The 25,800-nt window shown below is 42.5% G+C and carries 19 protein-coding genes; 6 read left to right on the top strand and 13 right to left on the bottom strand.

Annotated elements, in window-relative coordinates; genetic code table 11:
- Positions 1–82 precede the first annotated feature (82 nt).
- Positions 83–970, top strand: a complete 888-nt coding sequence (gene dacB, locus RAM70_RS12960) for a D-alanyl-D-alanine carboxypeptidase/D-alanyl-D-alanine endopeptidase (protein ID WP_312675912.1) — start codon at positions 83–85, stop codon at positions 968–970.
- 146 nt (positions 971–1,116) lie between these two features.
- Here dacB and RAM70_RS12955 read toward each other — a convergent pair whose 3' ends face one another.
- The 9 genes from RAM70_RS12955 to patD all read right to left on the bottom strand — a co-directional run bounded on the left by RAM70_RS12955 (position 1,117) and on the right by patD (position 9,216).
- The gene (locus RAM70_RS12955) at positions 1,117–1,383 is read right to left on the bottom strand and encodes a DUF6761 family protein (protein ID WP_045356196.1); all 267 of its coding nucleotides are present in this window, start codon (positions 1,381–1,383) and stop codon (positions 1,117–1,119) included.
- Positions 1,384–1,518: 135 nt separating this feature from the next.
- On the bottom strand, positions 1,519–1,743 hold the full coding sequence (locus RAM70_RS12950; RefSeq protein ID WP_312674067.1) for a hypothetical protein: 225 nt from the start codon (positions 1,741–1,743) through the stop codon (positions 1,519–1,521).
- 17 nt (positions 1,744–1,760) lie between these two features.
- Entirely contained in the window at positions 1,761–2,726 is a 966-nt protein-coding gene (locus RAM70_RS12945) for a M48 family metallopeptidase (protein ID WP_312674066.1), read from the bottom strand.
- Positions 2,727–3,132: 406 nt separating this feature from the next.
- On the bottom strand, positions 3,133–3,912 hold the full coding sequence (locus tag RAM70_RS12940; RefSeq protein ID WP_045356192.1) for a hypothetical protein: 780 nt from the start codon (positions 3,910–3,912) through the stop codon (positions 3,133–3,135).
- A 122-nt stretch (positions 3,913–4,034) separates the two neighbouring features.
- Positions 4,035–4,169: a type 1 glutamine amidotransferase family protein gene (locus tag RAM70_RS12935; protein ID WP_274518313.1), complete on the bottom strand. Its 135-nt coding sequence runs from the start codon at positions 4,167–4,169 to the stop codon at positions 4,035–4,037.
- Positions 4,170–4,509: 340 nt separating this feature from the next.
- Positions 4,510–6,645, bottom strand: coding sequence for a glycosyltransferase (locus RAM70_RS12930; RefSeq protein ID WP_045356190.1), 2,136 nt, complete (start codon positions 6,643–6,645; stop codon positions 4,510–4,512).
- The gene (locus RAM70_RS12925; RefSeq protein WP_045356187.1) at positions 6,639–6,884 is read right to left on the bottom strand and encodes a hypothetical protein; all 246 of its coding nucleotides are present in this window, start codon (positions 6,882–6,884) and stop codon (positions 6,639–6,641) included. Before RAM70_RS12925 ends, RAM70_RS12930 begins: the two co-directional genes overlap by 7 nt.
- Before the next feature lie 55 nt (positions 6,885–6,939).
- Entirely contained in the window at positions 6,940–8,565 is a 1,626-nt protein-coding gene (locus RAM70_RS12920; protein WP_045356184.1) for a dipeptide ABC transporter ATP-binding protein, read from the bottom strand.
- A gap of 294 nt (positions 8,566–8,859) precedes the next feature.
- A complete protein-coding gene (gene patD / locus RAM70_RS12915; protein WP_045356182.1) occupies positions 8,860–9,216 on the bottom strand; it encodes a heterocyst frequency control protein PatD in 357 nt (118 codons plus the stop codon).
- Positions 9,217–9,443: 227 nt separating this feature from the next.
- On the opposite strand from patD, the gene RAM70_RS12910 reads away from it, so the two are divergent.
- The 3 genes from RAM70_RS12910 to leuC all read left to right on the top strand — a co-directional run bounded on the left by RAM70_RS12910 (position 9,444) and on the right by leuC (position 14,705).
- Positions 9,444–11,741 (top strand): RelA/SpoT family protein, encoded by a 2,298-nt coding sequence (locus RAM70_RS12910; protein ID WP_312674065.1) that lies wholly within the window; start codon positions 9,444–9,446, stop codon positions 11,739–11,741.
- A 157-nt stretch (positions 11,742–11,898) separates the two neighbouring features.
- Positions 11,899–12,897, top strand: coding sequence for an MraY family glycosyltransferase (locus RAM70_RS12905; protein WP_045356178.1), 999 nt, complete (start codon positions 11,899–11,901; stop codon positions 12,895–12,897).
- 407 nt (positions 12,898–13,304) lie between these two features.
- Complete coding sequence (gene leuC, locus RAM70_RS12900; RefSeq protein ID WP_312674064.1) at positions 13,305–14,705, top strand: 3-isopropylmalate dehydratase large subunit; 1,401 nt, start codon at positions 13,305–13,307, stop codon at positions 14,703–14,705.
- Positions 14,706–15,360: 655 nt separating this feature from the next.
- On the opposite strand, the gene RAM70_RS12895 is transcribed toward leuC, so the two are convergent.
- Positions 15,361–17,799 (bottom strand): glycosyltransferase family 39 protein, encoded by a 2,439-nt coding sequence (locus RAM70_RS12895; protein WP_312674063.1) that lies wholly within the window; start codon positions 17,797–17,799, stop codon positions 15,361–15,363.
- Positions 17,800–17,936: 137 nt separating this feature from the next.
- On the opposite strand from RAM70_RS12895, the gene zds reads away from it, so the two are divergent.
- Together zds and RAM70_RS12885 are read left to right on the top strand one after the other, a co-directional pair.
- On the top strand, positions 17,937–19,397 hold the full coding sequence (gene zds / locus RAM70_RS12890; protein ID WP_288001349.1) for a 9,9'-di-cis-zeta-carotene desaturase: 1,461 nt from the start codon (positions 17,937–17,939) through the stop codon (positions 19,395–19,397).
- A gap of 331 nt (positions 19,398–19,728) precedes the next feature.
- Complete coding sequence (locus RAM70_RS12885) at positions 19,729–20,190, top strand: DUF29 domain-containing protein (protein WP_045356168.1); 462 nt, start codon at positions 19,729–19,731, stop codon at positions 20,188–20,190.
- Positions 20,191–20,269: 79 nt separating this feature from the next.
- Here RAM70_RS12885 and RAM70_RS12880 read toward each other — a convergent pair whose 3' ends face one another.
- The 3 genes from RAM70_RS12880 to RAM70_RS12870 all read right to left on the bottom strand — a co-directional run bounded on the left by RAM70_RS12880 (position 20,270) and on the right by RAM70_RS12870 (position 25,800).
- Positions 20,270–24,142, bottom strand: a complete 3,873-nt coding sequence (locus RAM70_RS12880; RefSeq protein WP_312674058.1) for an Eco57I restriction-modification methylase domain-containing protein — start codon at positions 24,140–24,142, stop codon at positions 20,270–20,272.
- A gap of 394 nt (positions 24,143–24,536) precedes the next feature.
- Positions 24,537–24,893, bottom strand: coding sequence for an iron-sulfur cluster assembly accessory protein (locus RAM70_RS12875; protein ID WP_002784265.1), 357 nt, complete (start codon positions 24,891–24,893; stop codon positions 24,537–24,539).
- Between the two features lie 88 nt (positions 24,894–24,981).
- Positions 24,982–25,800 carry a WecB/TagA/CpsF family glycosyltransferase gene (locus RAM70_RS12870; RefSeq protein WP_238567714.1) on the bottom strand — a complete coding sequence of 273 codons (819 nt, stop codon included), beginning with the start codon at positions 25,798–25,800 and terminating at the stop codon, positions 24,982–24,984.

The raw sequence follows: 25,800 nt of genomic DNA, 5'->3' as shown, positions 1-25,800 counted from the left end.
GACAGGTAACGTTGACACTTGAGCGGCAACTGGTACAATAGGGCGAACGCTTATGAAAACCAGACTCTTACACAAACACAGCATGAAACAACTCCTCACTTGCCTTAATTCCCTGACAGTGGCCAGTGTAGCCACTATCGCCTTGTCCTACCCCAGCATCGCTCAAGTTAATCTGTCTGTTTATCCCGCTCCTTCCTCGTCGAACGAATCCATAGAATTATACGTTCCCCCGCCGGAAAACAATAACATCGATAATACCTGTACTCAATTGATTGGGGCAAATATCGATAAAATTATCAGTCAAGCTCCCAATCAGTGGGGTATATTAATCGAATCTCTTGATCGCCAAACGGTTATTTATAGTCATAACGCCGATCGCTATTTTATCCCTGCTTCTAATACAAAGTTATTTACCACGGCTGCCGCTTTACAAGCGATGAACCCGGAAACGACGATTCAGAAAAAATCCCTGCGCGATTGGGTTAATATCACTAATCAGAGAAGTAATAATTTCTACGCTGAAACTCTTTTTCGCTTCATCGGCGGTGCTAAAAATGTTACTGCCATCTTGGCACAATTGGGCATCAATCCCAGTGGTTTTCGTTTAGCCGATGGTTCGGGATTATCCCGCCGTAATACCGCTACTCCCCGCTCGATCGTGGAAATTTTGCGGGTGATGTATTATTCTCCTAATCGCGATACTTTCTATGCTTCCTTACCGGTAGCGGGAATTAGTGGCACCCTGAGAAACCGAATGCGTCAGACGGCCGCTACTGGCACAGTTTACGCTAAAACTGGCACTCTCACCGGTGTGCGGGCCCTATCGGGTTATCTAGAAAACCCCCAGCAAGGACCGATGTTATTTAGCATTATCGTTAATAATCAACGGGTTTCTGGACAGGCCCTGGTGAAAGCGATCGATACTATTGTTCTACAGATGACCGAATCTCGTTCCTGTCAAGCTCAGTAGACCGCTTGTAAAAATCGCCCTGTCTCCCGACTCCTAACTCCTGAATTCTGCTGTGTGCAGGAGGTCTAATCCTGAGGCTATTCTAGCCAGTCAATCCGATTCTTTTTCCGGAACTGATGGCCAAATTCCCTTAACCCGAACTGGGGTTAATAATAGCCATAATCTGCTTCAGTTTGGGTTTGGGTTTGGGGGGAGAGATATTCAAAATTGGAAGGATCTCGCAAGAAGCGAAATATTTCTTCTTCAAGACGATGAATTAGATAGGGTTCTATGGAATTAGAATCGCGCAAACAGGCTAAATAGCCTTCCACATATAGCCGGATCTCATCAAAACGCGAGCCACGGTGCCAAAGATCCACCATGTCATCGGTTAGTCTTTGATAGTAACGAATGGATTGGGTATCTTGGAGCATGGGCAGTAGAACAAAAAAGAGAGAGTAGGGGTAAGTGTTTATGGATCATCGTAGGGAGAATTGCTATTCTCGGTCTCCGCTATCTCTATTGTACTCACCAAATCGGCAAAACACAGACGAGGGAATTTTCTGTGATCAGTAAAGGGTGTGGGGTGTGGGGTGTGGGGTGTGGGGTGTGGGGAGAACAAAGCTGCCTTTTGCCTTTTGCATGAGCGCCTTTTGCATGAGCGCCTTTTGCATGAGCGCCTTTTGCATGAGCGCCTTTTGCATGAGCGCCTTTTGCATGAGCGCCTTTTGCATGAGCGCCTTTTGCATGAGCGCCTTTTGCATGAGCGCCTTTTGCATGAGCGCCTTTTGCATGAGCGCCTTCGTATAGATTATTCAGGGTTTCTTTGTCTTTTTGCCCGTTCAATTTCTGCTTGTAGTTCTGCTATTTGTCGCTGCAATCTTTCGCTTTCGCTATCATTAGCATCAACATTAATCGAGCTTTTTACCCCTGTTTTGGCATAGTTTCCCCGGCGAATTTGACGATAGGATTCCGAGTTAAACCATTCCTGTAGATAATGCACTCTTTCTACGGAAAAAGGATGGGTTAAAAAGGAACCATTACCGCCATTATAAATGAGAAATTTATAAATCTGGTTTAAGTTATCTTGGTCTAATTGTCGATAGGCTTCTCCTTGGCGAATAAATTCTTCTAAGTTGCATTCATGCAGGTATTTTTGACTTCCTCCTGCACATTTCATTAAAGTTCTCAGGACTAAATTTAAATCATCGGTGACTAATAAAGCGCCTCTGTCTGCTGATAATTCCGCTTTTCTGCGCCATTCATAAAAGGCATAAACTAGACCGGTAGTAATGGCTTTTCCTAGTCCTAAAGTGATGTCACCAAGGAAATTAGCCGCCCCCATCACCCAAAAAGACATTTGAATTAAAATACTATGATCGCATTTTAAATGTCCTAATTCGTGGGCAAGAATTACCCGAATTTCTTCTTCATCTAAGAGGTCTAAAAGAGCAGTATTAAAGACAATGTAGGGATGTTCAGAACCCAAAGAATAGGCATTCGCTGAAGGGTTTTGACTGACATAAAGATTCGGTTCTGGGGACATATCTAAATCCCGCAGACATTGGCGATAGATACCGTATAAAGTGGCGTATTGACGCGGGCCGACTTTTAGATCATTGCCCATTAATAAAATTTGCTGGGGACGTTCATAGAGATATTCGGAAAAACTTTTCGCTAATAAGTCAAACCCTGGAACCGATCTTAAGGCCTGTTCAGCTTGCTGATCTAGGGGATGTTTAAAAGCTTGACTGGAGATATCAGGATAAGTTGGCATATTAATAAAACCTCTTGTAAAAATCAAAAATTGTTGTTAGGGTTAGGAGTCAGTAGTCAGTAGTCAGGAGAATTAAGAATGAATAATAAGCAATTAAATGGTCTATTTAGAGATTTTATGCCATTTAATCCTTATTTGTGCCGTTTTTGAAACCTCAAAAATTAATTATGCAAGAGGTTTATAGAATAAAAAAGTCAAAATTTGTCCTAAATTGATCCTATACAAATGCTTGATACAGCGGTTATCTTAAAGATAAAGTGTAACCTAATTTGATGTTGACGACCGACTCCTCAAAAGGAAAACTTTGTGCTTCACCATTAAGATAACTGCTACGGATAAACAAGCTGATCTAAAAATTGAAAATCATAGGCCTAGTTTATCAATTTATCAAGTTTATACTGTCCCATTAATCAGTATAATAAAAGTTAAAATCTTTTAAGGCTAATATTCTCTGCTTATTTAAGCGATAATGATAGGCCACACGAAACTTTAACTTTTCCCAGTCGCTTTTTTGAATTCTGTTTTTACCAGAGGAAAACTTAAGATGTTCGACAAATTCATGCTCGATTATGTCAGACCATTCGCTAGGATAGGTAGGTAAACCTGCTTTCGCCGCAGCTAACCCCATTACTGGACCATCTGCACCGTGAAGGCGGTGTATTTCTAAATATTTGGCAATTATTCCCCAATAGTAAATGAATTCTTGTTCTTTTTTCCGATTTTTTCCGACAGCAAAGATAAATTCCCCAACATAGGGAGCGTTTTCAAAATCTATATCCAACTTCTGCGCCACTTTCTCATAATAAGGAATATTTTCGGGTTGATAACGAGTTAGATGAGCTTTTAGATTCTTGATTGTGCCGAAAACTCCGTCAAGATTATTAAATTGTTCAGGAAACACTAAGGATTTTATTAATCGAATATCCGTATCAATTTGAATAGTCATGTCATAGCGTTCTAAGGCTTTCTCAATAGCAAAACGCCTGTCATTATAGGGAAACATGATACTATCCTGAATATGTTTAATGGCAATTACGTTACTTAAATCTTGAAAATCCCTTGGCTCATCAGTCAATATCAGATATTGAATACCGGGATGGTATTTTTCCAGATCCCGCGCTACGTTGACTGCACAGGAACGATACTTTTTGCCGAGAGCTAAACCGCAAAAACAATAACTATTCATTAATCACTGTCTGAATTTTTGTCTGGGTTCAGTCTAGCTTATCTTAGAAAATTCGTCAATCAGTCGATAAAATTGCGTTGAAAAAATCTCTAGTTTTTAGTTGGCAGCAAAACTACAAGGTACTACTTCGGACAAATAAGGAGGGCATCGTAGTTTTCGGAGTTAATTTCGTCAAAAGTGGCGTTAAGGGTGCAATTATGACCGATTTTTTCGCCATAGGTTTGATATCCTTCAAAATCGTGGACGGCAGTACGCACCGATGACCAACCATTTGTAAAGCTTGAAAGGGAACCATTACTTCGTAATCTTCGACGAAATCGCCCACCAGCATGAGGATTTTTTTGCCTGATTACCTATAGTTTTTAGGTAGCATATAAAGTACAAAAGTGAGCAAAACTTTAACTTTTCTTTGCAAGTTTTTCGAGGCAAACGAGCGCATTATAGTCAGGAATTCCTTCTAGAGAAAGTTGGCGTTTATCAAATCAGCAACGCCGACTTTCTCAATAGGTTTTTAATTCTGCAAAATTGCGGATTCTAGAGTTTATTTGGTTGCGGTGACATAGAATAGACCTGTGGGAGAAATGAGCTTTTTTCTTGTTAACTATCCTTAGCAACAATTCCTAGATTCGATAACAAAGCTTGTAGGTTAGTTTGCACGGTAGCGGGTTGGTATCTCTTAATAGTTTCTAGGGAATTATCAGCGAGTTTTTGCCACAATTCCCTATTGTCATAGAGTTCGATCACCCCTCGGGCAAATTCCTCGTCAGTATCGGCAATTAAAACATCTTGGTGGTCAATTAATCCCATACCTTCGGCACCAATTTTTGTGGTAATAGTCGGTAATCCTAGGGAAAGACTTTGACCTATTTTACCCTTCATTCCCGCACCAAATCGCAGGGGGGCAACAAAAATGCGACTCTTTTGGAAATGGGGTTCTACTTCGGGAACATAACCAGTAACAATCACTTTATCACTGGCTAATTCCTTCACTTCATCCTTGAGGTTACTTCCCAATAAATTAACGGTAATATCGGGACGGGATGCCCAAACTAAGGGCATAATTTCTAAACATAACCACTTAACGGCATCAATATTAGGAGGGTGATTGTAGCTACCAATAAATACTAAACCCGATCGCTGGTCAAAGGCAACTTTTTCTGACAGGGAAATTTCTTCATGGATATTGGGGATTACCCAAACATTTTTCACTCCTAAAGAGGATAAAACCTGCTTTTCATCTTCCGTTACTACCACGGTTGCTTCCGCTTGGTTAGCATAGTTTAACTCTAATTTCTGATAGGTTTGCCAACTCCAGCTAGTATTTTGGTAACTGGGATCGAGATAGTCTTTTTGACGTTTTAAACGCAGAAAATGCAGGTCAATTGTATCATAAATAATTGGTACTTTTGTTTTTAAGCGAATTAAATCCATATACTTATCGCACAATTCGGGCCGACACAACCAAACTCCATCTATCAGGGGTAAATATTTGATTAATTTTTCTTCTAGATTATATCTTTGCGGTGTGCCATAAATAACTTCAATTCCCAGCTGTTGCAGTACAGAAGTATAGGGTTGTTCAGGATAGCCATTATCGGGAAAGAATATCACTGAATAGCCCAAATTGAGCAGTAGCTTAAGAATATTTAATAAACGCACACAGCCAGATTCTCGATCGTATAGTGGCACATAGGAATCGATGACTAAAATTGTCGGTTTTCCTTGTAAACGTCGGGCAGCTTTGGGTACATTATTAGCATCGTTATCTAGGTGTTTAGTTAATACCTTTGACCATTTTTCTCGAAACTTAGTTTGATTAATAATTTGATATTGTTTTGTCCCACTGGAAAGGTCTGTTCCCGAGGTAATTCCCTCGTAGTGAATGACGTTAGATTGGGGTTGATAGAGGACTTGATAACCCAATTCTCGGATGGCAAAACATAAGTCTGTATCTTCGTAATATGCGGGGATAAAGTCTTGACAAAAACCACCTAATTGCTTAAATAAATCCGTAGGAACTAATAAACTGGCCCCCGAACAATAGTCCACGGGACGCACATAATTATATTCCGGTTCCTCGGAACTATCTAAGCGTCCATAATTCCAACCATCGGCAGAATTCCAGATAATTCCCCCCGCTTCTTGTTGTTTACTATTAGCATAAATTAACTTAGAACCCACCGCACCAACTCGGGGATTATTGACGATTAATTTCACTAAACTTTCTAGACAATTTTCCAGAATTCTAGTGTCGTTATTGAGAAAATATAGGTATTGACCTTTTGCTTTACTAGCCCCATAATTACAGGAACGGATAAAACCAGAGTTTTCTGTATTGGTTAATACTTTAATTCCTTTAACTAAAGTTGCTAATTGTTCTAAAGTTTCATCGCTGGAAGCATCATTAACAATGATTATTTCATAGGCTAAATCAGAACTTAGGTTAACACTCAAGGATTCCAGACAGTTAAAGGTGTAGGCAAATTGGTTATAAACAGGAATAATAATCGAGACTAAAGGATCATCACTACTGGCAATTTCTAGGGGTCGCGGTTCAGCTAATTTAGCCCTTTCGATCACCTGTTCTTCAAATTCAGAGGAACTCTTTCCTGTGAGAATTTTAATAATTTTTCGTTTCGTCTTTTTGAGTGCTGGTTTCCATCCTTCCTCTTGGAGACTAAAGACAAATTTTTTCAGCAGTTTTTTAAGTTTGAAAATAATCATTATTACCATAAATACTCCTCTAGAGAAACCCAATTTTGTGCTAAATTTAAATCTCTTTCTGCTCTAATAATAGCTCCTTCCTTTAATTGTTGCTTGAGGTAGTTTCTCGGTTGTTTCATAATATATAATTTAATCGCTTCATTGATTAAATTATTATATTCTTTTTCAGGATCATCACTACTCGCTAACCATCGATCGAGAAGTTGCATGGTATCTTCAGGGAGAGTTATCTGAAGTTGTCTGGGCATTTTGTTTTTCCTAACCATATCTAGACAATAACAATTATAAACCCCTAGAGCGATTTTAGTTGCTGTCGGGATAAATTCTCGGGGCTGCGGCGATTAATTTTTGGGTGTAGGGGTGTTGGGGATGGCTAAAAATCTGTTCAGTGTCACCCATTTCAACAATTTTACCCGCAGTCATCACCGCAATTCGATCGCAGAGGAATCTCGCTAACCAAAGATCATGAGTTATAAATAAATAAGTGAGATTAAATAACTTTTGTAACTCTAACATTAACTCTAAAACCTGTGTCTGGACACTAGCATCGAGCATACTAACCGGTTCATCACAAATAACTAATTCTGGATGGGTAATTAAAGCGCGAGCAATGGCTACCCTTTGCTGTTGTCCCCCCGATAACTCCCTAGGATAGCGTCGATAAAACTCCTCTACTGGTGTCAAACCGACTCGATCTAACATTTCTAAAACCTGTTCTTTAGCCGTTTCTAGACTAATTTTTTGATGGATCAAAAGCGGATCGGCGATACTTTCTCCCACCGTCATTAAAGGATTGAGACAAGCGAGGGGATCCTGAAAAATCATCTGCATTAAGCGCCGTTTTGGACGCATTTTTTCCCCCGACAAAGTTGTTAAATCTTCTCCTAAAAATTCCACTTTTCCCCCAGTGGGTTTAATTAACTGTAATAGGGTTCTCGATAGGGTACTTTTCCCACACCCCGACTCCCCAACTAAACCGAAAATTTCCCCTCGATACAGTTCAAAATTGACTTCATCCACCGCTTTAATAAATTTCTTTTTTTTCTTGAAAAAACTATCTAAAAAGTTATCTTCTAGGGTATAATAATGTTTTAAATTATCCACCTTTAACACCGTTTCTTTGCCTTGAATTGCCGTTGATTTTTCCTCCCGTAACTGTAGGTGTAAAGCGGCGGCCAAAAGAGAACGAGTGTAGGGGTGTTGAGGTGTATTAAAAACTGTTTTTACCGCTCCCGATTCGACAATTTTGCCCCCCTTCATCACCGCTAATCGATCGCAATATTCTCCCACCAGCGCTAAATCATGGGAAATTAACAATAATCCCATCTGTTTCTCGCTACATAAACGCTTTAATTCCCGCAGAATTTCCGCCGAAACTGTCACATCTAAACTGGTGGTGGGTTCATCGGCAATAATTAACTTAGGGTTTAATAATAAAGCTAAAGCAATGGCCACTCTTTGCCGCATTCCCCCGCTAAATTCGTGAGGATATTGGGACCACCGATTAGCGGGAATTTTCACTTTTTCTAGGACAGTACAAGCTTCACTTTTAGCTTGACGATAGGTTAAATTCCCTCGATGAGCTTGCAAAGTTTCCACACAATGATCGCCAATAGTCATTAGGGGATCCAGTCGCGTCATCGGATCTTGAAAGACTAATCCCACCGCTTCCCCGCGAAACTTTTCTAACTGTTTGCTAGATAAAGATAAAAGCGATCGCCCTTCAAAGGTAATCTCACCTTCCACGTGAGTGCGATTGGGTAATAACCTTAAAATAGCCTTACCGATGGTCGATTTTCCACAACCGGATTCACCCACTAATCCCAGAGTTTCCCCTTGGCCTATACTAAAAGATACCCCATCGATCGCCCAAGAGGGAGAACTTAATTCGGTCGGGTAGGCAATTTTTAGGTCTTTAATTTCCAACATGACGCGAGCGGTAACGATAAAAGTTAGGACTTAGGGTCAAGTATGCCACACAAACGGCGATCGAGCATTTAATTAGGGTTTGCCGAAAAAGTTTTTCGTGGGGGCAGGGTGTGGGGTGTGGGGTGTGGGGTGTAGGGTTTTACCCATTTTCAGGGGGTCAATTACCTAATTTTTAGGGAAAAAGTCCCTGAATTTTACCCCCGATCACTCTCATATCTGGTACTTTTTGATTGACAAAAAGTCTAAAAGTCTTACCCAACAAGGTTTTTAGATTTATTCAGCAAGCCCTAATTACTAATCGACAACTTCCCCTAACAAAACCCGACAATACCCCTTTAAAGTCGCCACTCGCTCGCTAATTATCTGTAAACGCTTCTCCCGTCCTTGCCGGGCCGAGGCCAAAAATAACCAATCCGTCTCCAGCAATCGCCAGGATCGATATAGTTCCGTCTGGACAGTGCGCCAACGATTAGCCACCTCTGGGCTGAAATTGTCATCATTTAGTGACAATATCTCCCCTTCTAGACAGGTTTGTAAAGCTTGAAAAGATTGTAACCCCGTGGAAGCGTCCCCATCCAGAAGGGCAAGACTGAAATCCTCCAGTTTTCTTAACAAAGATTCGTAGGCTTGACGGTAATTTGTCGGTAGCATCCAATACAAAGCGCGTTAGAATTTGTTACATAAGATTAACGATTTGCCGTCACGGTTGCAAGTCCTCTCTCCTCCCGACCAGAGACAAAAACTTAAAAGAATCGCGTCCTTTTCGCCGATCGATCCGATGCCAGTGTTAGAGAGTTAAGTAATCTGGCATCCCTTCGGCCTAATAGTTTTCTAGTTATCCGTCTCCTCCCCCCCCCTATTATCCCCCCGATCTAACCATGAACGCCATCACTGCCATCCAACCAGAAACCCTCACCGCCCTTCCCCGGGCCACGGAACCGAAAAAAGCGTTAGTTTTACCCGATTGGCTGAAAGAATGCCTAATTACCTACGAAAACGACCCCCAGAATCCCGATAGCGATTTAATCTGTCGGGCCTTTAATTTCGCCCACAAACTCCACGAGGGGCAGTATCGCAAATCTGGGGAACCCTATATCGCCCATCCCATAGCTGTAGCGGGATTACTGCGGGATCTGGGGGGTGATGGGGCAATGATCGCGGCGGGATTCCTTCACGATGTGGTGGAAGATACGGAAGTCACCCCCGAAGAAATCGAGGCTAGATTCGGTGTTGAGGTGCGTAATTTGGTGGAAGCGGTGACAAAACTCTCCAAATTCAACTTTTCTAGCAAAACTGAACGGCAAGCGGAGAATTTTCGCCGAATGTTCCTGGCGATGGCTCAAGATATCCGCGTCATCGTGGTCAAATTAGCCGATCGCCTGCACAATATGCAAACCCTCGAACACCTCACCCCGCAACAGCAGCAACGCATCGCCCTCGAAACTAGAGAAATCTTTGCTCCCCTGGCTAACCGTTTAGGGATTGGGCGATTTAAATGGGAATTAGAAGATTTATGCTTTAAATACCTCGAACCCGATGCTTATCGCGCCGTGCAGTTATTGGTATCGGAAAAACGCATCGATCGAGAGGCCCGCATCGAAACTGTCACTAACACATTGCGGGAAAAATTGCAAGAAATTGGCATAAAAGTTCTTGATTTGCAAGGTCGCCCCAAACATCTCTACGGCATCTATCATAAAATGCACAATCAAGGCAAAGAATTCGAGCAGATTTATGATATAGCCGCCGTCCGCATTATCGTCGAAACCAAAGAGGAATGTTATCGTTGTTTAGCCATAGTTCACGACCAATTTACCCCGATTCCTAACCGTTTTAAAGACTATATCGGTTTACCAAAAGCTAACCGTTATCAATCCCTCCATACCACCGTTGTTGGTTTAAATGCCCGTCCCCTAGAAGTGCAGATTCGCACCCTAGAAATGCACCATGTTGCTGAATACGGTATTGCAGCCCATTGGAAGTATAAAGAAACCGGTTCTAGTCAGACAACTTTAACCGCCGAGGATGAAAAATTTGCTTGGCTGCGTAATCTGCTCGACTGGCAAAAAGACCTTAAAGATGGTCAAGAATACATGGATGGCCTGAAAAATAATTTCTTTGAAGAAGATATCTATGTTTTCACCCCCAAAGGTGATGTGGTGGCCCTTGCCCAAGGTGCGACACCGGTAGATTTTGCCTATCATATTCATAGCGAAGTAGGTAATCAGATGAAAGGGGCAAGAATTAATGGTAAATGGTCAGTTCTTGATGCTCCCTTGCAAAATGGTGATCTGGTGGAAATTCTCACCAGCAAGCATAGTCACCCTAGTTTAGATTGGTTAAATTTTGTCGTTACTCCTAGCGCCAGAAATCGCATCCGGCAATGGTACAAAAAATCGCGACGAGAAGAAAATATTAGCCGTGGTCGTGATTTATTAGAGAAAGAATTGGGTAAAACTGGCTTCGATGCCCTGCTGAAATCGGAACGAATGCAATCCGTGGCTAAACAGTGCAATTATGTGGCAGTAGATGATTTATTGGCGGCCTTAGGTTACGGCGAAGTTACCCTAAAAAATGTGGTTAATCGTCTGCAAGAAGCGGTTAAAAATCAACAGGAAATTTTAACGGTCAAAAATCCGCCCGATGTCTTGACTGATTCCCAATTGATTCTACCACCTTCTCCCGTTCAAAGGGCTTTACCCGTTAGTAAATCACCGATCGCCGGTGTGGAGGGATTAGTCTATCGTTTGGCCGGTTGTTGTTGTCCTTTACCCGGAGAAAATATTACTGGTATAGTTGCCCATGCGGGGGAAGGTATTGTTATTCACCGTCAGGGCTGCTCGAATGTGGAAAAAGCCGAAGCTGAACGCTTAATTCCTGTTAGTTGGAACCCCGTAGATGACCAGGGACGTTATCCAACTTATCCGGTAAATATTCAGATTGAAGTGATTGATCGCGTCGGGGTTTTAAAAGATATTCTCTCTCGTTTAAGTGACCAAAATATTAATGTTCGCAATGCTGGAGTTAAGACTAATTTCGGCAAACCCGCTTTAATTTCCCTGAAAATTGAAGTAAAAGACCTGCAACAATTTGAACGCTGTGTTAGTCAAATTAAGCTGATGAGCGATGTTTTAAACGTTCGTCGCACCAGTCAGGTAAAAAGCGATCGAGAGTAGGTTAAACCTAAAATTGCTGATCATATTCCCCAAAACCCGAAGCGCCTTAGCTTTGGAAGTGGGATGCTGACACTGACTAAAACCACGATGGCAATATCGGCACTTTTTGTCACCGAACAGCGTAGGATCGATAATTAATCTGAGTGCGAAAATCCCTATGTTATTATCCCTACTCTCAGTCATCAGTTTTCTGATTAGTTTTCTGGTGGTTGCCCTGATTAAACAACGTTTTAGTCAACAATTGTTAGATATTCCCAATGAGCGTAGCAGCCATAGTCAACCCACACCTAGGGGGGGTGGACTCGGTTTTGTCGTCGCTTTTGCTCTGACCAGCGGCCTCAGTTATTTTCTCCTTCCTCCTTCCCTACCTCTTATTCCCCTGTGGTTGTCCCTGACTCCTTTAATTATTATCGGCCTTCTCGATGATCGTCGCGGTATTCCCTCTAGTATTCGCTATTTAGTGCAGTTATCCTCCGCTAGTGTTGCGGTCACTTTTTTCGGCGCTTTTCCCCAATCGTGGCTATTAGATTTGGGTTTTGGCGGCAAAATTTTGGCTTTTATTCTCACAATTATCGGCCTGACCGCGATCATTAACTTTTATAATTTTATGGATGGTCTCGATGGCTTGGTGGCTGGCTGTACGGCGGTACAATTAGGATTTCTCGCTCTCTATTTTCAGCAACCAATTTTATGGCTTTTAGTGGCAGCTTTAGGCGGTTTTCTCCTCTGGAATTGGTCGCCAGCGAAAATTTTTATGGGTGATGTGGGTAGCACCAGTCTAGGGGCAATTGTCGCTATGGTTTTACTTAATAACCAGGGGAATCAAAGTCAAGCTTGGTCAGCTTTAACTATCACTTTACCTCTGATTGGTGATGCTATTTATACCCTGATTTGTCGATTATTAAGAAAGGAAAATATCTTCCAAGCTCACCGCAGTCACCTTTATCAAAGATTACAAAAATCTGGCTTGTCTCATCCACAAGTAGCAATTATTTATATGGGGGTAACTCTCCTGATTGCTATTAGTGTTAACTACTTAGGAATCCTAGTATCATGGCTGAGTTTACCTCTGATTCTAGGATTAATTGTTCTCGGAGAAATTTATCTGAACAGGAGAGTTAGCGAGCATAATTTATCAGTGACAAGAAAAGAATAAATTTTTTATGGCTATAGACCTAGGGGTTATTCAAACCTAGAAAATGTTATAAGTAGGTAGGTGTTAAAAATTGTCAGTTCCCCCCTTATCAATGGGAATTAAGGGCGGATCGGCACCCCCCTTATCAAGGGGGGATTAAGGGGGGATCTATCTTCAATTTAATTATAACCAGCTACTTACTGAATCCTGTTTCAAAATTATATGTATCGAGGGTAAGGATCAGAAGTAATCACTCAAATAGTTATTAGCGAAAGTCTTTTATTTCACTCAAAAACTGATGGTTTTAAGCGGGCAAAAACAGAGCTATTTACCTATTATCCCTACTAACCAAGAGAAAAGAAAAAATTAATATTTATCGGCTGGGGTTAGCTGATATGATTAGGGAGATGACTATCATTCCAAGGTCAATGAGCGCAAGAACGTTATTCGATAAAGTCTGGGACGCACACACGGTTAAGATTCTTCCCAGTGGACAGACACAATTATTTATCGGACTGCATCTAGTCCATGAAGTCACCAGTCCGCAAGCTTTTTCGATGCTGAGAGAAAGGGGTTTAAAAGTATTATTTCCAGGACGGACTATTGCCACCGTCGATCACATCGTCCCCACCGAAAATCAGGCGCGTCCTTTCCTTGACGATTTGGCCGAGGAAATGATCCGGGCGATCGAAACTAATGTTCAAACCAATAATATTCCTTTCTACGGCATCGGTTCCGGCAATCAGGGCATAGTTCATGTGATCGCTCCCGAACAGGGTCTAACCCAACCGGGGATGACGATCGCCTGCGGTGACTCCCACACCTCCACCCACGGCGCTTTTGGGGCGATCGCTTTTGGCATCGGCACTTCCCAAGTACGCGATGTTCTTGCTACCCAAACCCTATCCCTATCGAAATTAAAAGTGCGTCGAGTGGAGGTAAACGGCGATTTAAACCCCGGGGTCTATGCTAAAGATGTAATTCTCCATATTATCCGTCAATTGGGCGTTAAAGGCGGTGTTGGTTACGCCTACGAGTATGCTGGTAGTACAATCGAACGGATGTCCATGGAAGAAAGGATGACGATTTGTAACATGGCGATCGAAGGTGGGGCCCGATGTGGTTATATCAACCCCGATCAGATCACCTACGATTACCTCAAAGGTCGTGATTTTGCGCCTAAAGACTGGGAAAGTGCGGTTAATTGGTGGGAAAGCATTAAAAGCGATGCCGATGCGGTTTATGACGATGTGGTGGTCTTTGATGCCGGCGAAATCGAACCCACCGTTACTTGGGGTATCACCCCGGGCCAAGGAATCGGGGTTAACGAAGTCATTCCCACTCCCGAAAGTTTACCGGCCAGTGAAAGAGCGATCGCAGAGGAAGCCTATCAATACATGAAACTCACCCCCGGCGCCCCGATTAAAGGCACAAAAATCGATGTCTGCTTCGTCGGTAGCTGTACTAACGGCCGGATCAGTGATCTGCGCGAAGCGGCCAAATTTGCCCAAGGTCATCGTGTGGCCCCCCATGTGAAAGCTTTTATCGTCCCCGGTTCCGAAAGAGTCAAAAAACAAGCGGAAGCAGAAGGATTAGACCAAATTTTCCTAGCATCGGGCTTTGAATGGCGCGAGGCTGGCTGTTCCATGTGTTTAGCCATGAATCCCGATAAATTGCAGGGAGATCAGATCAGCGCTTCCTCCTCCAATCGTAACTTTAAAGGTCGTCAAGGTTCCGCTTCTGGGCGTACTTTGTTGATGAGTCCGGCGATGGTGGTAGCGGCAGCAATTAAAGGGGAAGTCACCGATCCCAGGGAGTTGTTACAGTAGTTGTCTCAATGGTGAGATAGGAGTCAGTATTCAGTTATCAGTTATCAGTTATCAGTTCACTGAGAAAACTCCCCACACCCCACACCCTACACCCCACACCCCACACCCCACACCCCACACCCCACACCCCCCTCCCATCTCCCTTCTCTACAATAATTACTCGCAACCAGAAATACCTTGGGTTCCTATCATACTTTGTGCTTTTTGTCAAAAAAACTTTTTTTTTGCAATAAAACTACATAAAAAAAAGATCATCGTTGCGGGTGAAATTGACTAATTTACCCGTCTTAATTAGGATCACCTTCTAGGTGTGGCAAGGGTTTCAACCATTGCTGCCCAAAAAAGCATAGAATATCCCATTATGAAATTCTATCAAATCGCTGTAACTAGCATAACGTCGTTGTTAAATAAAAATCTTTCTCAATTAATTCTTAAGAATTTATAAATATTGCGGAATGTTAATTTAAATATTCTCAAGTTTTTGCATTCAATAAATAACTTTTGCTTATCTTTGTCCAACATTGGGTTAGAAGTCAGGAGTCAGTTATCAGTTATCAGTTATCAGTTATCAGTTCACTGAGAAAACTCCCCACACCCTACACCCCACACCCTACACCCTACACCCTACACCCTACACCCTACACCCCACTCTATTTTAATTTGACTGCCATAATTGCCAAGCTTTAACGAGATTTCCTCCCATCAAGGCAGCCACTGCATTTAAAGTCTTAATTTCCTCACTATCCGGATTTAATTTTCTGGCCTGATCTAAGACTTTTTGGGCTGCTTGCGGTTGCCAATCGTAGAGATAAATAAAACCTTGATAAGCATAATGATAGGGATTATGGGGGTCAATTTTAATCATTTCCTCCGTGGCTTTTATTGCCCCTGCTACATCCTGTTGTAGTACCTTAGAAATTGCTAATCCGTAGGCTAAAGATAATTTATCGGGGGGGTTTTGTTGCTGTAAACGATAGGAAAAAGCCTTGTCTGCTTGCAGCACATAATCCTGAATCGAATCGTATTGATTGATACGATTAGTTAACTGAAAAATTGGCTCAATACCCGTTAATCCTTGACCAATATTAGCAGACTTTAAGCGCAATTGGGTCACTAAATCTAATTGGGGCGTTGCTAACTTGGAGACTTGAGGATCGATAGTAATTTGAGCATTAGTTTTAATCGGATAGGTTTCGCCAGTTTCCCGATTGAGATAGACAGCAGATAAGCGATAAACTCCGGGGGTTGCTGCCGACTGCATGGCGGTTTTTTCAGTGACTTCAAAACCTTTTTGTTGCTCTTCTGGAGTTAATTTTTCTGCCATTAATCCCCCCATAGCAATACCATGATCGTGCATCCAATAATCCTTACCGTCCACTTCTTGCCAAGTTAAAATTACTATTCCTGACTTTAATTGTTGCCAGTCTCCGGCCCATTTATAAACCACGGGAATGGGTTGATTAGGAGAAGCTTTTTCGGCAATAGCAATCTCTCTTAATTCCACCCGTTTTGGCGCATTTTCAAGGGGGTTAACCGTGACGGAAGGATATATTTTTCGGTGTAGGGACAGGGTGCTATCATCCGGTAGCTGCCAAGTTTTTTCCACTTGGAAATCTGGCCCAGTGGCGACTCGATTAACAATTTTTTTCTGGACATCGGGGACGGAACCCTGTTCACCAGTTTTAGTTAAAAACCAATCTAAAGAATTGACATCCTTTTCTATATCTTCTTCCCTAACTCCCACCTGTCTGCCGGCAACCTGGGAATTATGTTTACCACCGTAGAAAGAGAAAGTATGTTGATTTAATTCCGGGGTGGAAGGTAAAACCCCTAGGGTGCTGCGAAGATAGGGAGAATCGCCTAGAATCTCTTTAACTACTTCTTCCTGCTGCCAGCCAGTTTTTAAATAGGGATGGTGTTGTAATTCGGGACTGAAAACGTTAGTAATTATATCTCCCCCCAAGGGGAATAAATTTAAACTGGTGAGGATAGCGGCAATAGTTATCGTTCCCCAACGGATACTGGGGGCAAAACGACCGCGCCAAGATAATAAACCGACGGATAAAATTAAGGATAAAGTCGGTAAAAGCGGCAAAATATAACGAGCATCTTTATTGATATTTAGGGATGATAATAGGTATCCCCCCAGCAGAAAAACTCCTAACCAAATCCACACAGGACGATTAACCTTATCTTCGGTTTTTCTATGACGTAAGGAGATTAATAATCCCACCACGGGAACTAATAACAATACCCAAGAAAGAAAATAGGGTAAAACTTGGGCGTAAAATGTCCAGGCATCTGGACTGGTAAGAGGCGGATCTCCCTCCAAAATCGCCGAATCTACCGTGGCACGTTTGCCCGCAGTTAACATTAATAACCAATTCGTCCGATACCAGGGAAACATTAACCATGCTGCCGTCAAAAAACTCAGCATTAATTGCGCTAGATTGCCCCAACGTTTTCGCCGGAGATTTTCGCCCAATACCCACAAAATCGGTAAAAAGAGGAAAAATAGGGCGGTTTGTTTGACTAACATCCCTAAACCGAAAGAAATCCCGAAAGCGATCGCTTTTAGCCAGCCTTGACCACTAAATCGCCACCATGTCAAGCAAAAGTAAGAAAACGTTACAATTGCCGCTAAGGGAAAATCTAAGAGATATTCGAGGCGATAATAGTATAAACCGGGTAGAAATTGACAGATTAAGACCGCCCATAAAGCCACAGTCCCATTAAAGAGGATAATTCCCAATCCGTACACAGAAAAGAGCAGTAGGGCGCTATAGATAGCCATTACCCACATACCCGCGTCAAGACTAATACCAAAGAGATTAAAGAAGGGAATCGTTAAAAGATAGGTTAAAGGGGGAATTTTCGGGGACATTAGCCATAAACTGCGCCACCAATCCCCATCAAACCAGCGCGGATTTTGGAAAGCTTGGGTATAGATAATGCCACCGTTGAGATAATCGGCCTGATCCCAAGCGGGAACGGTATGATCGAGACTAAACCAGAATCTATCGACTAATATCCCCAATATCCAAATAATACTGACAATAATTAATCCCTGTCTCCCATCTAGCGATCGCTTCAAAATGACTTCTCCCTAGTGCAACTCTCAATTATTCTGCCACGCCCTCAAGCGACCCTGAAAAAATCGCCAGCGAGAAACACCAGACGGATCGGGGTAAAATAAAGATTTAGTGAAAAATTGTAACAGGAACTTGACAAATGCGAGTGGTGATCGTTGGTGCAGGATTAGCGGGAATGGCAACAGCTATCGATCTGGTCGATGCGGGCTGTACAGTAGAAATATTAGAATCTCGTCCCTTTGTCGGGGGAAAAGTCGGTAGTTGGGTAGATGCGGACGGTAATCACATCGAGATGGGCCTGCACGTCTTTTTTGGCTGTTACTATAATCTTTTTGAGTTAATGAAAAAAGTGGGCGCTTTTCAATCCCTACTACTCAAAGAACACACCCACACTTTTATCAACGAAGGGGGAAAAATCGGCGAATTAGACTTCCGTTTCGTCGCAGGTGCGCCTTTTAACGGTTTAAAAGCCTTTTTTACCTCCTCCCAACTCTCGGCAGCCGATAAAATCTTTAATTCTCTGGCCCTAGGTACCAGTCCCATCGTCCGTGGTCTGATAGACTTTCAAGGAGCGATGAAAACGATTCGGGATCTAGACTCGATTAGCTTTGCCGATTGGTTTCGTAGCCATGGCGGTAATGACGGCAGTTTAAAAAAAATGTGGAATCCGATCGCCTATGCCCTAGGATTTATCGATACGGAAAATATCTCGGCCCGTTGTATGCTGACGATTTTCCAATTTTTTGCCGCTAAAACCGAAGCTTCCGTCCTGCGGATGTTGGAAGGTTCCCCCCACGAATACCTACATAAACCGATTATTAACTATCTGGAAGCTCGGGGTGCCAAAATCTCTACCCGTCGTCAGGTGCGGGAAATTCTCTATTCTGGAGAGGGCGAAAATCTGCAAGTTAATGGCATGATCGTCGCTAACGGAGAAACCACAGAAACTATCACCGCAGATGCCTATGTTTGCGCTGGTGATGTCCCCGGTATTCAGCGTCTTATTCCCCAAGATTGGCGGAAAATGCCGATTTTTGACAATATTTTCCGACTAGAAGCCGTCCCCGTCGCCACGGTACAATTGCGTTTTGACGGTTGGGTGACGGAGTTAAATGATGCCGAAAAACGCCGACAACTGCAAAAAGCGGTGGGAATTGACAATCTTTTGTACACCCACCAAGCGGATTTCTCCTGTTTTGCAGATCTTGCCCTCACCAGTCCTAGGGATTATTATCGCCCCGGAGAAGGTTCTTTATTACAGTTGGTTTTAACCCCTGGGGATCCTTTTATTAAAGCTAAAAATGAAGATATTGCCCAGCACGTTTTAGCGCAAGTCCATCAGTTATTTCCCTCCTCGCGGGAGTTAAAGATGACTTGGTTTAGTGTGGTGAAATTGGCCCAGAGTCTCTATCGGGAAGCACCGGGGATGGATGTCTATCGTCCCTCGCAAGCGACTCCTATTGCTAACTTTTTCCTTGCCGGTAGTTATACCCAACAGGATTACATTGATAGCATGGAAGGGGCCACTTTATCGGGTAAACAGGCAGCCAGGGCCATCTTACAACAGGCCGAGCGCTGGAAATCTTTAGCCACGGTTTGAGCAAACAGCCGGCAATCTCCTCTCTTGAGAAGGGATTGCCTTTTACCTCATCTCAACCAGTAATTTAAATACGCAGGCAGCTGATTCTCTCTTGGGTTTGGTGGGTAAAATGTATTTTAAGATACAGTCCTGCTGGCGAGGGAGTGGAAGGAACCACAAAGACACAAAGAACACAAAGATCGATCGCTCCTATATAAGTTAAACTGGTCGCAACGCGCTCGCTACGCGAGATCACACAAAGAAGAAGAGAGCCGATTTTACCTATCCACAACTAGAATACTAGAACTACTGAATAGAACGCCATATCTTTAATTGTCAAGGCTGCTCCAATATGAAAGATCGAGCGAATTCCCTGTATGAATCCGACTTCTACGGGTGGACAGAGCTACAAGCGAAAGTTCTAGCCAACCGACAGGTAGAAGCTCTGGACTGGCAAAACTTACGGGAGGAAATCATTTCCTTGGGTAAACAAGAATATCGAGAACTGGTGAGCCGTCTAACCGTTTTGGTAGGACATCTTCTCAAATGGGAATATCAGCCGGATAAACGTTCTCGCAGCTGGTTTTTGACGATTAGAGAACAGAGACGAGGGATCAGACGGCATCTAGAGGGTAATCCTAGTTTAAAATCCCGGATACCGACGGCTTTATCCGATGCTTTCGAGGCCGGAGTCGATTTGGCTTTACGCGAGACGGATTTACCGATACGGACTTTTCCCTCTCACTGTCCCTTCACCTTCGAGGACATCATGGCCGACCATTTCCTCTGCGATACGAGTCAGGATTGGCCGTAAATTTAACGGTTATACCGCCTCGACGGGTATCTGTATCTCAACAAGTAATTTAAATACGCAGGCAGCTGATTCTTTTTTTTTACTCTCTCCCCTCAATAATTTTAATTTCTTCCTCGCTTAATCCATAGAGTTTATAAACAATTAGATCGATCAATTCATCGGTGGCGCTTAATTGTTGTTTTAGTGGCAAAAGTTTATCTAGACTGGTTTGATATTCTTTTTCTAGGGTTTCCTGTATTTGACGATCGAGTAAGTTAACGGTAATTTTCTTTTTGTTCTTTTTCAGTATCTCCCACAGTTGATCGCAGCTAAGATGAGGTTCGCTTTTTTGGTAGTCACCGAGATAGTTTTGGATTTTTGATTTGTTGGTTAAATTATCGATCGCACTGCCGATTATTCTCTCTAAATATCTTAAAAAGCTTTTGATTTCTTTTTGTTTTTCCCGATTTATCTCGATCATCTGTTCTGCTAAGTAGGCCAAAATATCATGGACTATATCGGTTTCTTCTCTCCTAATATGCTCCTCGATTTCTTTTAATATTTCTTGCTTTTCTTGATAACTTTTGATAAGTTTCTCTAAACTCTGTTGACGGCGATCGCTATTAGTGCTAAAAGATATTTTAGGAATAAAAATTACGTTTAGTTCGTAGGCATTAATATGATTAGTCGTACTTGTAAGGCTGAATCTCCATTCCAATAATTTTGAATTTAAAAAAGCTAGAACTGTTTCTAGTTTATATTGTGTATCTACAATATAACCAACTGTGTCAGAACAAAAAAATCCCTCTTGAATAGTTGTTGCTATTATCCGTCGATAATTATCGATTGCTGCACCTCTTTGATAGGCGATTCTTCTCTTTAAATGATCGTATGCTTTAACTTCTTTATTTGTACCACGTTTTTCAAGGAATTTTGTTTTATTTAAATACACTGGGTTTCCTTGTTTTGGCTTTTCGTAAAACTCATAACGACCTATATGCGCTCCACGAAGAACTATTTCACCTGGAGGATCATCTGATATAAATTCTTTGAATTGCTGATTGAACATAATCTCTCCAGGAGTCGGATAACCAATGGTTTTAAATAAAACACATCTAGGATTTTCACATAGGTTTAATAACAATTTCCAAGACTCCTGATTGACTGTTGGTATAGATAAATTATCAGGATCAAATTTATCGATTTTTTCAGCATTAGCATAATATCGACGAGAATGATCTAGAATATCTTTGCCCTCATGAGTTCTCATCGAGAAATCTAGCGGTAATATGCCATTAAAAAGAACATACACACAAGTGGATAATTTTGCTTCACGAAAAACCCGATTATTGGGGTCATCTTTTTGCGGAAAAGCTTCAATACATATCAAACTGGTTTTTTGTAAAAGCTTACGTCTTAACTCAAATGTAAAACGATCACCTAGCAGTGACATAGGAACAATAAAGCTATGATAGCCATTTTTCTTAGCGAGACTTATAGCTTTGGCAACAAATAAACGATATAAGTTAACTCTAAATGCTCTAGCTTCTTTATAAATTTCTGTATTATCTATAAATTGTTTTTCGTCAATTACTCTACCGAGAGCGGATTCTGACAATTCATCATAAGGAGGATTACCGATTACTGCATCAAAACCGGGGTTATCCTTCCAAGAAGCGGAATCAAGATCGATAAAAACTTCAGGAAATTCCAGATCCCAATGAAAAAAGCGCTTACTTTTATATAAACTAGCTGCCTGGTCTAAAATTCCTTGATCTGATCGGGGTAACTTATCCCAATTAATTGCCGATATATTGCCACCGTAGCGCTGCAGAAACTCGATAGCAGTTTTAACCCCAAAAAAGCGAGAGAGGAAAACATCTAATAAACGCTTGTAGGGTTTAGCTTGACTATCAAAATCACGGAATAACTGTTCACTTGCTTCCACTTCAGCAAAAGTCGCATCGCTGAGGGTACTAATTCCCCGCATAATTTCTGCTGCCCGAAGTAACCCAACAAAAGGGCCAGTTAAAAGAGTTAATTGACCACCTTCTTCCTCAATCATAGCGGCTTCTGCGTCCTTGGCGGTAGTTCCGATCAGAGAATTACCACAACGTAAATGATGATCCAAAAAACTCAAAGGTGCGCCCACTGTGAAAGAATGTAACCAGAGACTAACCTTGGCCAATTCTACAGCCATCGGATTGATATCCACCCCATAAATACAGCGCTTCATCACCACTCTCTGTAATAATTGCGTGGGTTCAAGGGTGGGAGAATCGAGAATAATTCCCTGTTGTCGGAGATTGTCGATAATGTTTTGTCGGGTGGTTTCCAACATGGTTAAAACGGGATTATCTTCGGGATAAAGATTGAGAATCTGGATTAACTCATCGGTGAGATAGTCCACTGCTTCTACTAAAAAATGTCCGCTTCCCATGGCGGGGTCACAGAGTTTAAGATCAAGTAAGGTAGTGATCGCTTTTTTTTCTAAGCGTTGTAGCTCTTTTTCTAATCCCTGCTGACTGAGATTTCCTAAACGTCTATCGCTGCTTTCTTGTCTTCGGGTGGCGATTTCTGTCATCACATCCCCGAACTGTTGCGCTCTTTGCTCTAAAATTGGTTTGAGGGTATGACTGACAATATATTTAACAATGTAATCGGGAGTGTAATAGGAACCGGTGGCTTTTCTTTCTCCCCGATCATTTTCCAGATGCACCGATTCCCCCTCAATCACGATGCGATATTCCAGTAATCCTTCGTAAATTGATCCTAACTGTCGCACACCTAAAAAACTATAGTCGATCGGCTGTCCCTCAAAACGTGCTAACTTGTCTAAGATGGGCGCTAAAACCGCATCGGATAACTTGTATTGACCGAGAAAACAATTCACCCGGCCTTCTTCCATGTCAAATAAACCCCCGTTGTAACGAGGTACGGCTAAATTAGCATCCCCTCGATCGACAATGCGAAATAAACTGAGGAGAGCATCGTATATTCCCGTCGAGGTGCCACTAAAGGCCTGCTGACGATCGATTTTAACGGCAATTTCTCGCGTCTTTTGCAATAAGCTGTAATCGCGATAGTCTCCCCTCACCGGCAGCAAGTCCCGCGCTTCTGCGTAGAGCAGAAATAATAATTTATACAGCAGGGATAAACTCGCTTCATACAATAAATCTGGCTGTATGTCTGTATTTAATGATACAAAACCCTTAGAAATATCGGGAAAAATGCGATCGAAGACTAACTCTTTTAACTCGTTACCCACTCTGGTGGCATAGGTGGTACTCTCCTCCCGGACCCGTTCAAGGAAATTCTGAGCGTGAATATCCTTAATAAAAGCCTCTTGACGGAAAAATAACCAGAAATACCGAAATTTTTGCCGGTCTCCCCCTTCTAATAGTTCCATCAAGTCCACTGGATAAAATTCCGTGGCTGTGGAGGACGCTTGACGGTAATATAAGCGCCATTCTCGACCATTGGTGAGAATACCCCAATCTACTCCCGTCCCCGTCAGATAATTGGTGATCTGAAAGGAAGGATTACTATTTTTCCAGATATCTCGCTGATCATTCTTAGAAACGTCACTAAGAGAACGTTGCCAGTATTTGGCCTCAGCGATCGCTAAAACTTGACTATAAAAGGCTCTTTCATTATTCTGGAGAGAATAGGCTTGATAACGGTCATTTTCTCCGGCAAATAGGGCATAATCTGGCCTTTCTGACCTTCCTTTTCCCCTACTGCTTACTTGCGGTATATAACTAAAACCGAGAATTTCTAGAATCGGTTGTATTAATTCTGCTTCCGTTTGCGCTTCGTTAAGAGTCGGCAAAATCGCCTTTTTTTGTTGATAAAGACTCTCTAAGCGGGAAAATGCCACCGATACATCCTCTTGCCATTCCGGAGAATCCGGCAGCCGATGCTCAAGATAGTGTTGAGAAAAAAGTGGTTTATTGCCCGTTTGTCCTGACATGGCCGATTATCCTAACATTGAGGGTATCTAGCCTAAAAATGAAGGGTTCGCAGGCAGGCACGGATTCCCATTATACAAAAAGTATATGTCAAGTCTCCGATTTTGTCAAGGGTTTTGGCCAAAAAAAAATCGCCTCTGGGAGGCGGGGGTGAAAGGTATCACCCTGGAGAAATAATTAGGGTTTGCTGAAAAAGTTTGTTGGTGGGGGCAGGGTGTGGGGTGTGGGGTGTGGGGTGTAGGGTTTTACCCATTTTCAGGCGGTCAATTACCTAATTTTCAGGGAAAAAGTGCCTAAATTTCCCCCCGATCACTCCCATATCCGGTACTTTTTGATTGACAAAATGTCTAAAAGTCTTATCCAACAAGGTTTTTAGATTTATTCAGCAAGCCCTAATTAAACGCCGAAAGACTTACCACAGCCGCAGGTTTGACTGGCGTTAGGATTAGTGAATTGGAAACCGCCGCCGATCATCGCGTTGCTGTAATCTAACATGAGACCGTAGAGATAGAGCAGACTTTTTTTATCAGAGACAATTTTAAAGCCATCGTAATCGAAAACCTCATCTTGGGGGCCAATATTGCTAGGATGCTCAAAATCCATCATATAGGACATTCCCGAACAACCACCCTGACGCACACCCACGCGCAGACATAAATCCTTGCCCTGTTGCTTTTTGAGCATGGTAAGGTGTTTGAGGGCAGCCTCACTGAGTAAAATTCCTTTTCCTTGAATCTGAGTAGCTTGTGTCATCGTTAGCAGGAACTCCTAAACGTAGATAAAACTTTGCCTTCTCCTATCCATCTTAACGATAGTTGAGGACTGATGACTGGATTACTGTTTACTTTTCCCGGCCTCGCAGGAGTTGCAGGGCAAAAAGAAGCAAAAAAATGGGATTATTAATTAAATAGCGTTGCCAGAGACGACCAGGTTCTTGAAACAAACGATAGAGCCATTCTAAGCCGATTTTCATCACCCAACCGGGTGCTTGAGACACTTCACCACTGTGGAAACGAAAAGCGGCGCCGACTCCCAACATAACAGCCTTTAATTTTCCCTGTTGTCGGGCCATCCACTGTTCTTGTTTGGGACATCCCAACCCGACAAAAACCAATTTAGCCCCGGATTGCTGGATTCTGTCCCTATCTTGCGCTTCTTCATCGTCGCTGAGGGGACGAAAAGGGGGGGAATAGCTACCAGCGATAATTAAATCAGGAAAACGCTGTTTAAGATTGGCTTGCAGATCAATTAGGGTCTTTTCTGTGGCACCGTAGAGATAGATGGGGATTTGGCAGCGGGCAGCCCGCTCGCAACAGGCTAACATAAGATCAGGGCCATAGACGCGACTTTGTTGTTTAATCCCCAGTAAGCGCAATCCCCAGACGAGAGGCATTCCATCCGGTGTCACCAGATTAGCGCCATTAATCAGACGACGATAGGCTTTGTGCCAATAACCCATCATCACCAGATGGACGTTAGCGGCGACAATATAGCAGGAGAGATTATTTTCCACCCAGGACTGAATGCGATCGCAAGCATCTTGATAACTGGTGGCATCCAAACGAGTGCCAATAATCGATCGATGTGCTAAAAACATATTGTCTCCTGCTGCCGGACTAACTGCTTTGAGGATGCCCAAAAAGCAGCCAGAAAAGATCAA

The sequence above is a fragment of the Microcystis wesenbergii NRERC-220 genome (genome assembly GCF_032027425.1).
In the GTDB taxonomy this organism is placed as follows: Bacteria; Cyanobacteriota; Cyanobacteriia; order Cyanobacteriales; family Microcystaceae; genus Microcystis; species Microcystis wesenbergii_A.
Note: the sequence above shows the minus strand (reverse complement) of the source record. Positions and strands in the feature narration are given on the sequence as shown.

Coding starts and splice junctions, on each gene's coding strand:
- dacB (WP_312675912.1), top strand. CDS start 83: ATGAAACAACTCCTCACTTGCCTTAATTCCCTGACAGTGGCCAGTGTA.
- RAM70_RS12955 (WP_045356196.1), bottom strand. CDS start 1,383: ATGCTCCAAGATACCCAATCCATTCGTTACTATCAAAGACTAACCGAT.
- RAM70_RS12950 (WP_312674067.1), bottom strand. CDS start 1,743: ATGCAAAAGGCGCTCATGCAAAAGGCGCTCATGCAAAAGGCGCTCATG.
- RAM70_RS12945 (WP_312674066.1), bottom strand. CDS start 2,726: ATGCCAACTTATCCTGATATCTCCAGTCAAGCTTTTAAACATCCCCTA.
- RAM70_RS12940 (WP_045356192.1), bottom strand. CDS start 3,912: ATGAATAGTTATTGTTTTTGCGGTTTAGCTCTCGGCAAAAAGTATCGT.
- RAM70_RS12930 (WP_045356190.1), bottom strand. CDS start 6,645: ATGGTAATAATGATTATTTTCAAACTTAAAAAACTGCTGAAAAAATTT.
- RAM70_RS12925 (WP_045356187.1), bottom strand. CDS start 6,884: ATGCCCAGACAACTTCAGATAACTCTCCCTGAAGATACCATGCAACTT.
- RAM70_RS12920 (WP_045356184.1), bottom strand. CDS start 8,565: ATGTTGGAAATTAAAGACCTAAAAATTGCCTACCCGACCGAATTAAGT.
- patD (WP_045356182.1), bottom strand. CDS start 9,216: ATGCTACCGACAAATTACCGTCAAGCCTACGAATCTTTGTTAAGAAAA.
- RAM70_RS12910 (WP_312674065.1), top strand. CDS start 9,444: ATGAACGCCATCACTGCCATCCAACCAGAAACCCTCACCGCCCTTCCC.
- RAM70_RS12905 (WP_045356178.1), top strand. CDS start 11,899: ATGTTATTATCCCTACTCTCAGTCATCAGTTTTCTGATTAGTTTTCTG.
- leuC (WP_312674064.1), top strand. CDS start 13,305: ATGAGCGCAAGAACGTTATTCGATAAAGTCTGGGACGCACACACGGTT.
- zds (WP_288001349.1), top strand. CDS start 17,937: ATGCGAGTGGTGATCGTTGGTGCAGGATTAGCGGGAATGGCAACAGCT.
- RAM70_RS12885 (WP_045356168.1), top strand. CDS start 19,729: ATGAAAGATCGAGCGAATTCCCTGTATGAATCCGACTTCTACGGGTGG.
- RAM70_RS12880 (WP_312674058.1), bottom strand. CDS start 24,142: ATGTCAGGACAAACGGGCAATAAACCACTTTTTTCTCAACACTATCTT.
- RAM70_RS12875 (WP_002784265.1), bottom strand. CDS start 24,893: ATGACACAAGCTACTCAGATTCAAGGAAAAGGAATTTTACTCAGTGAG.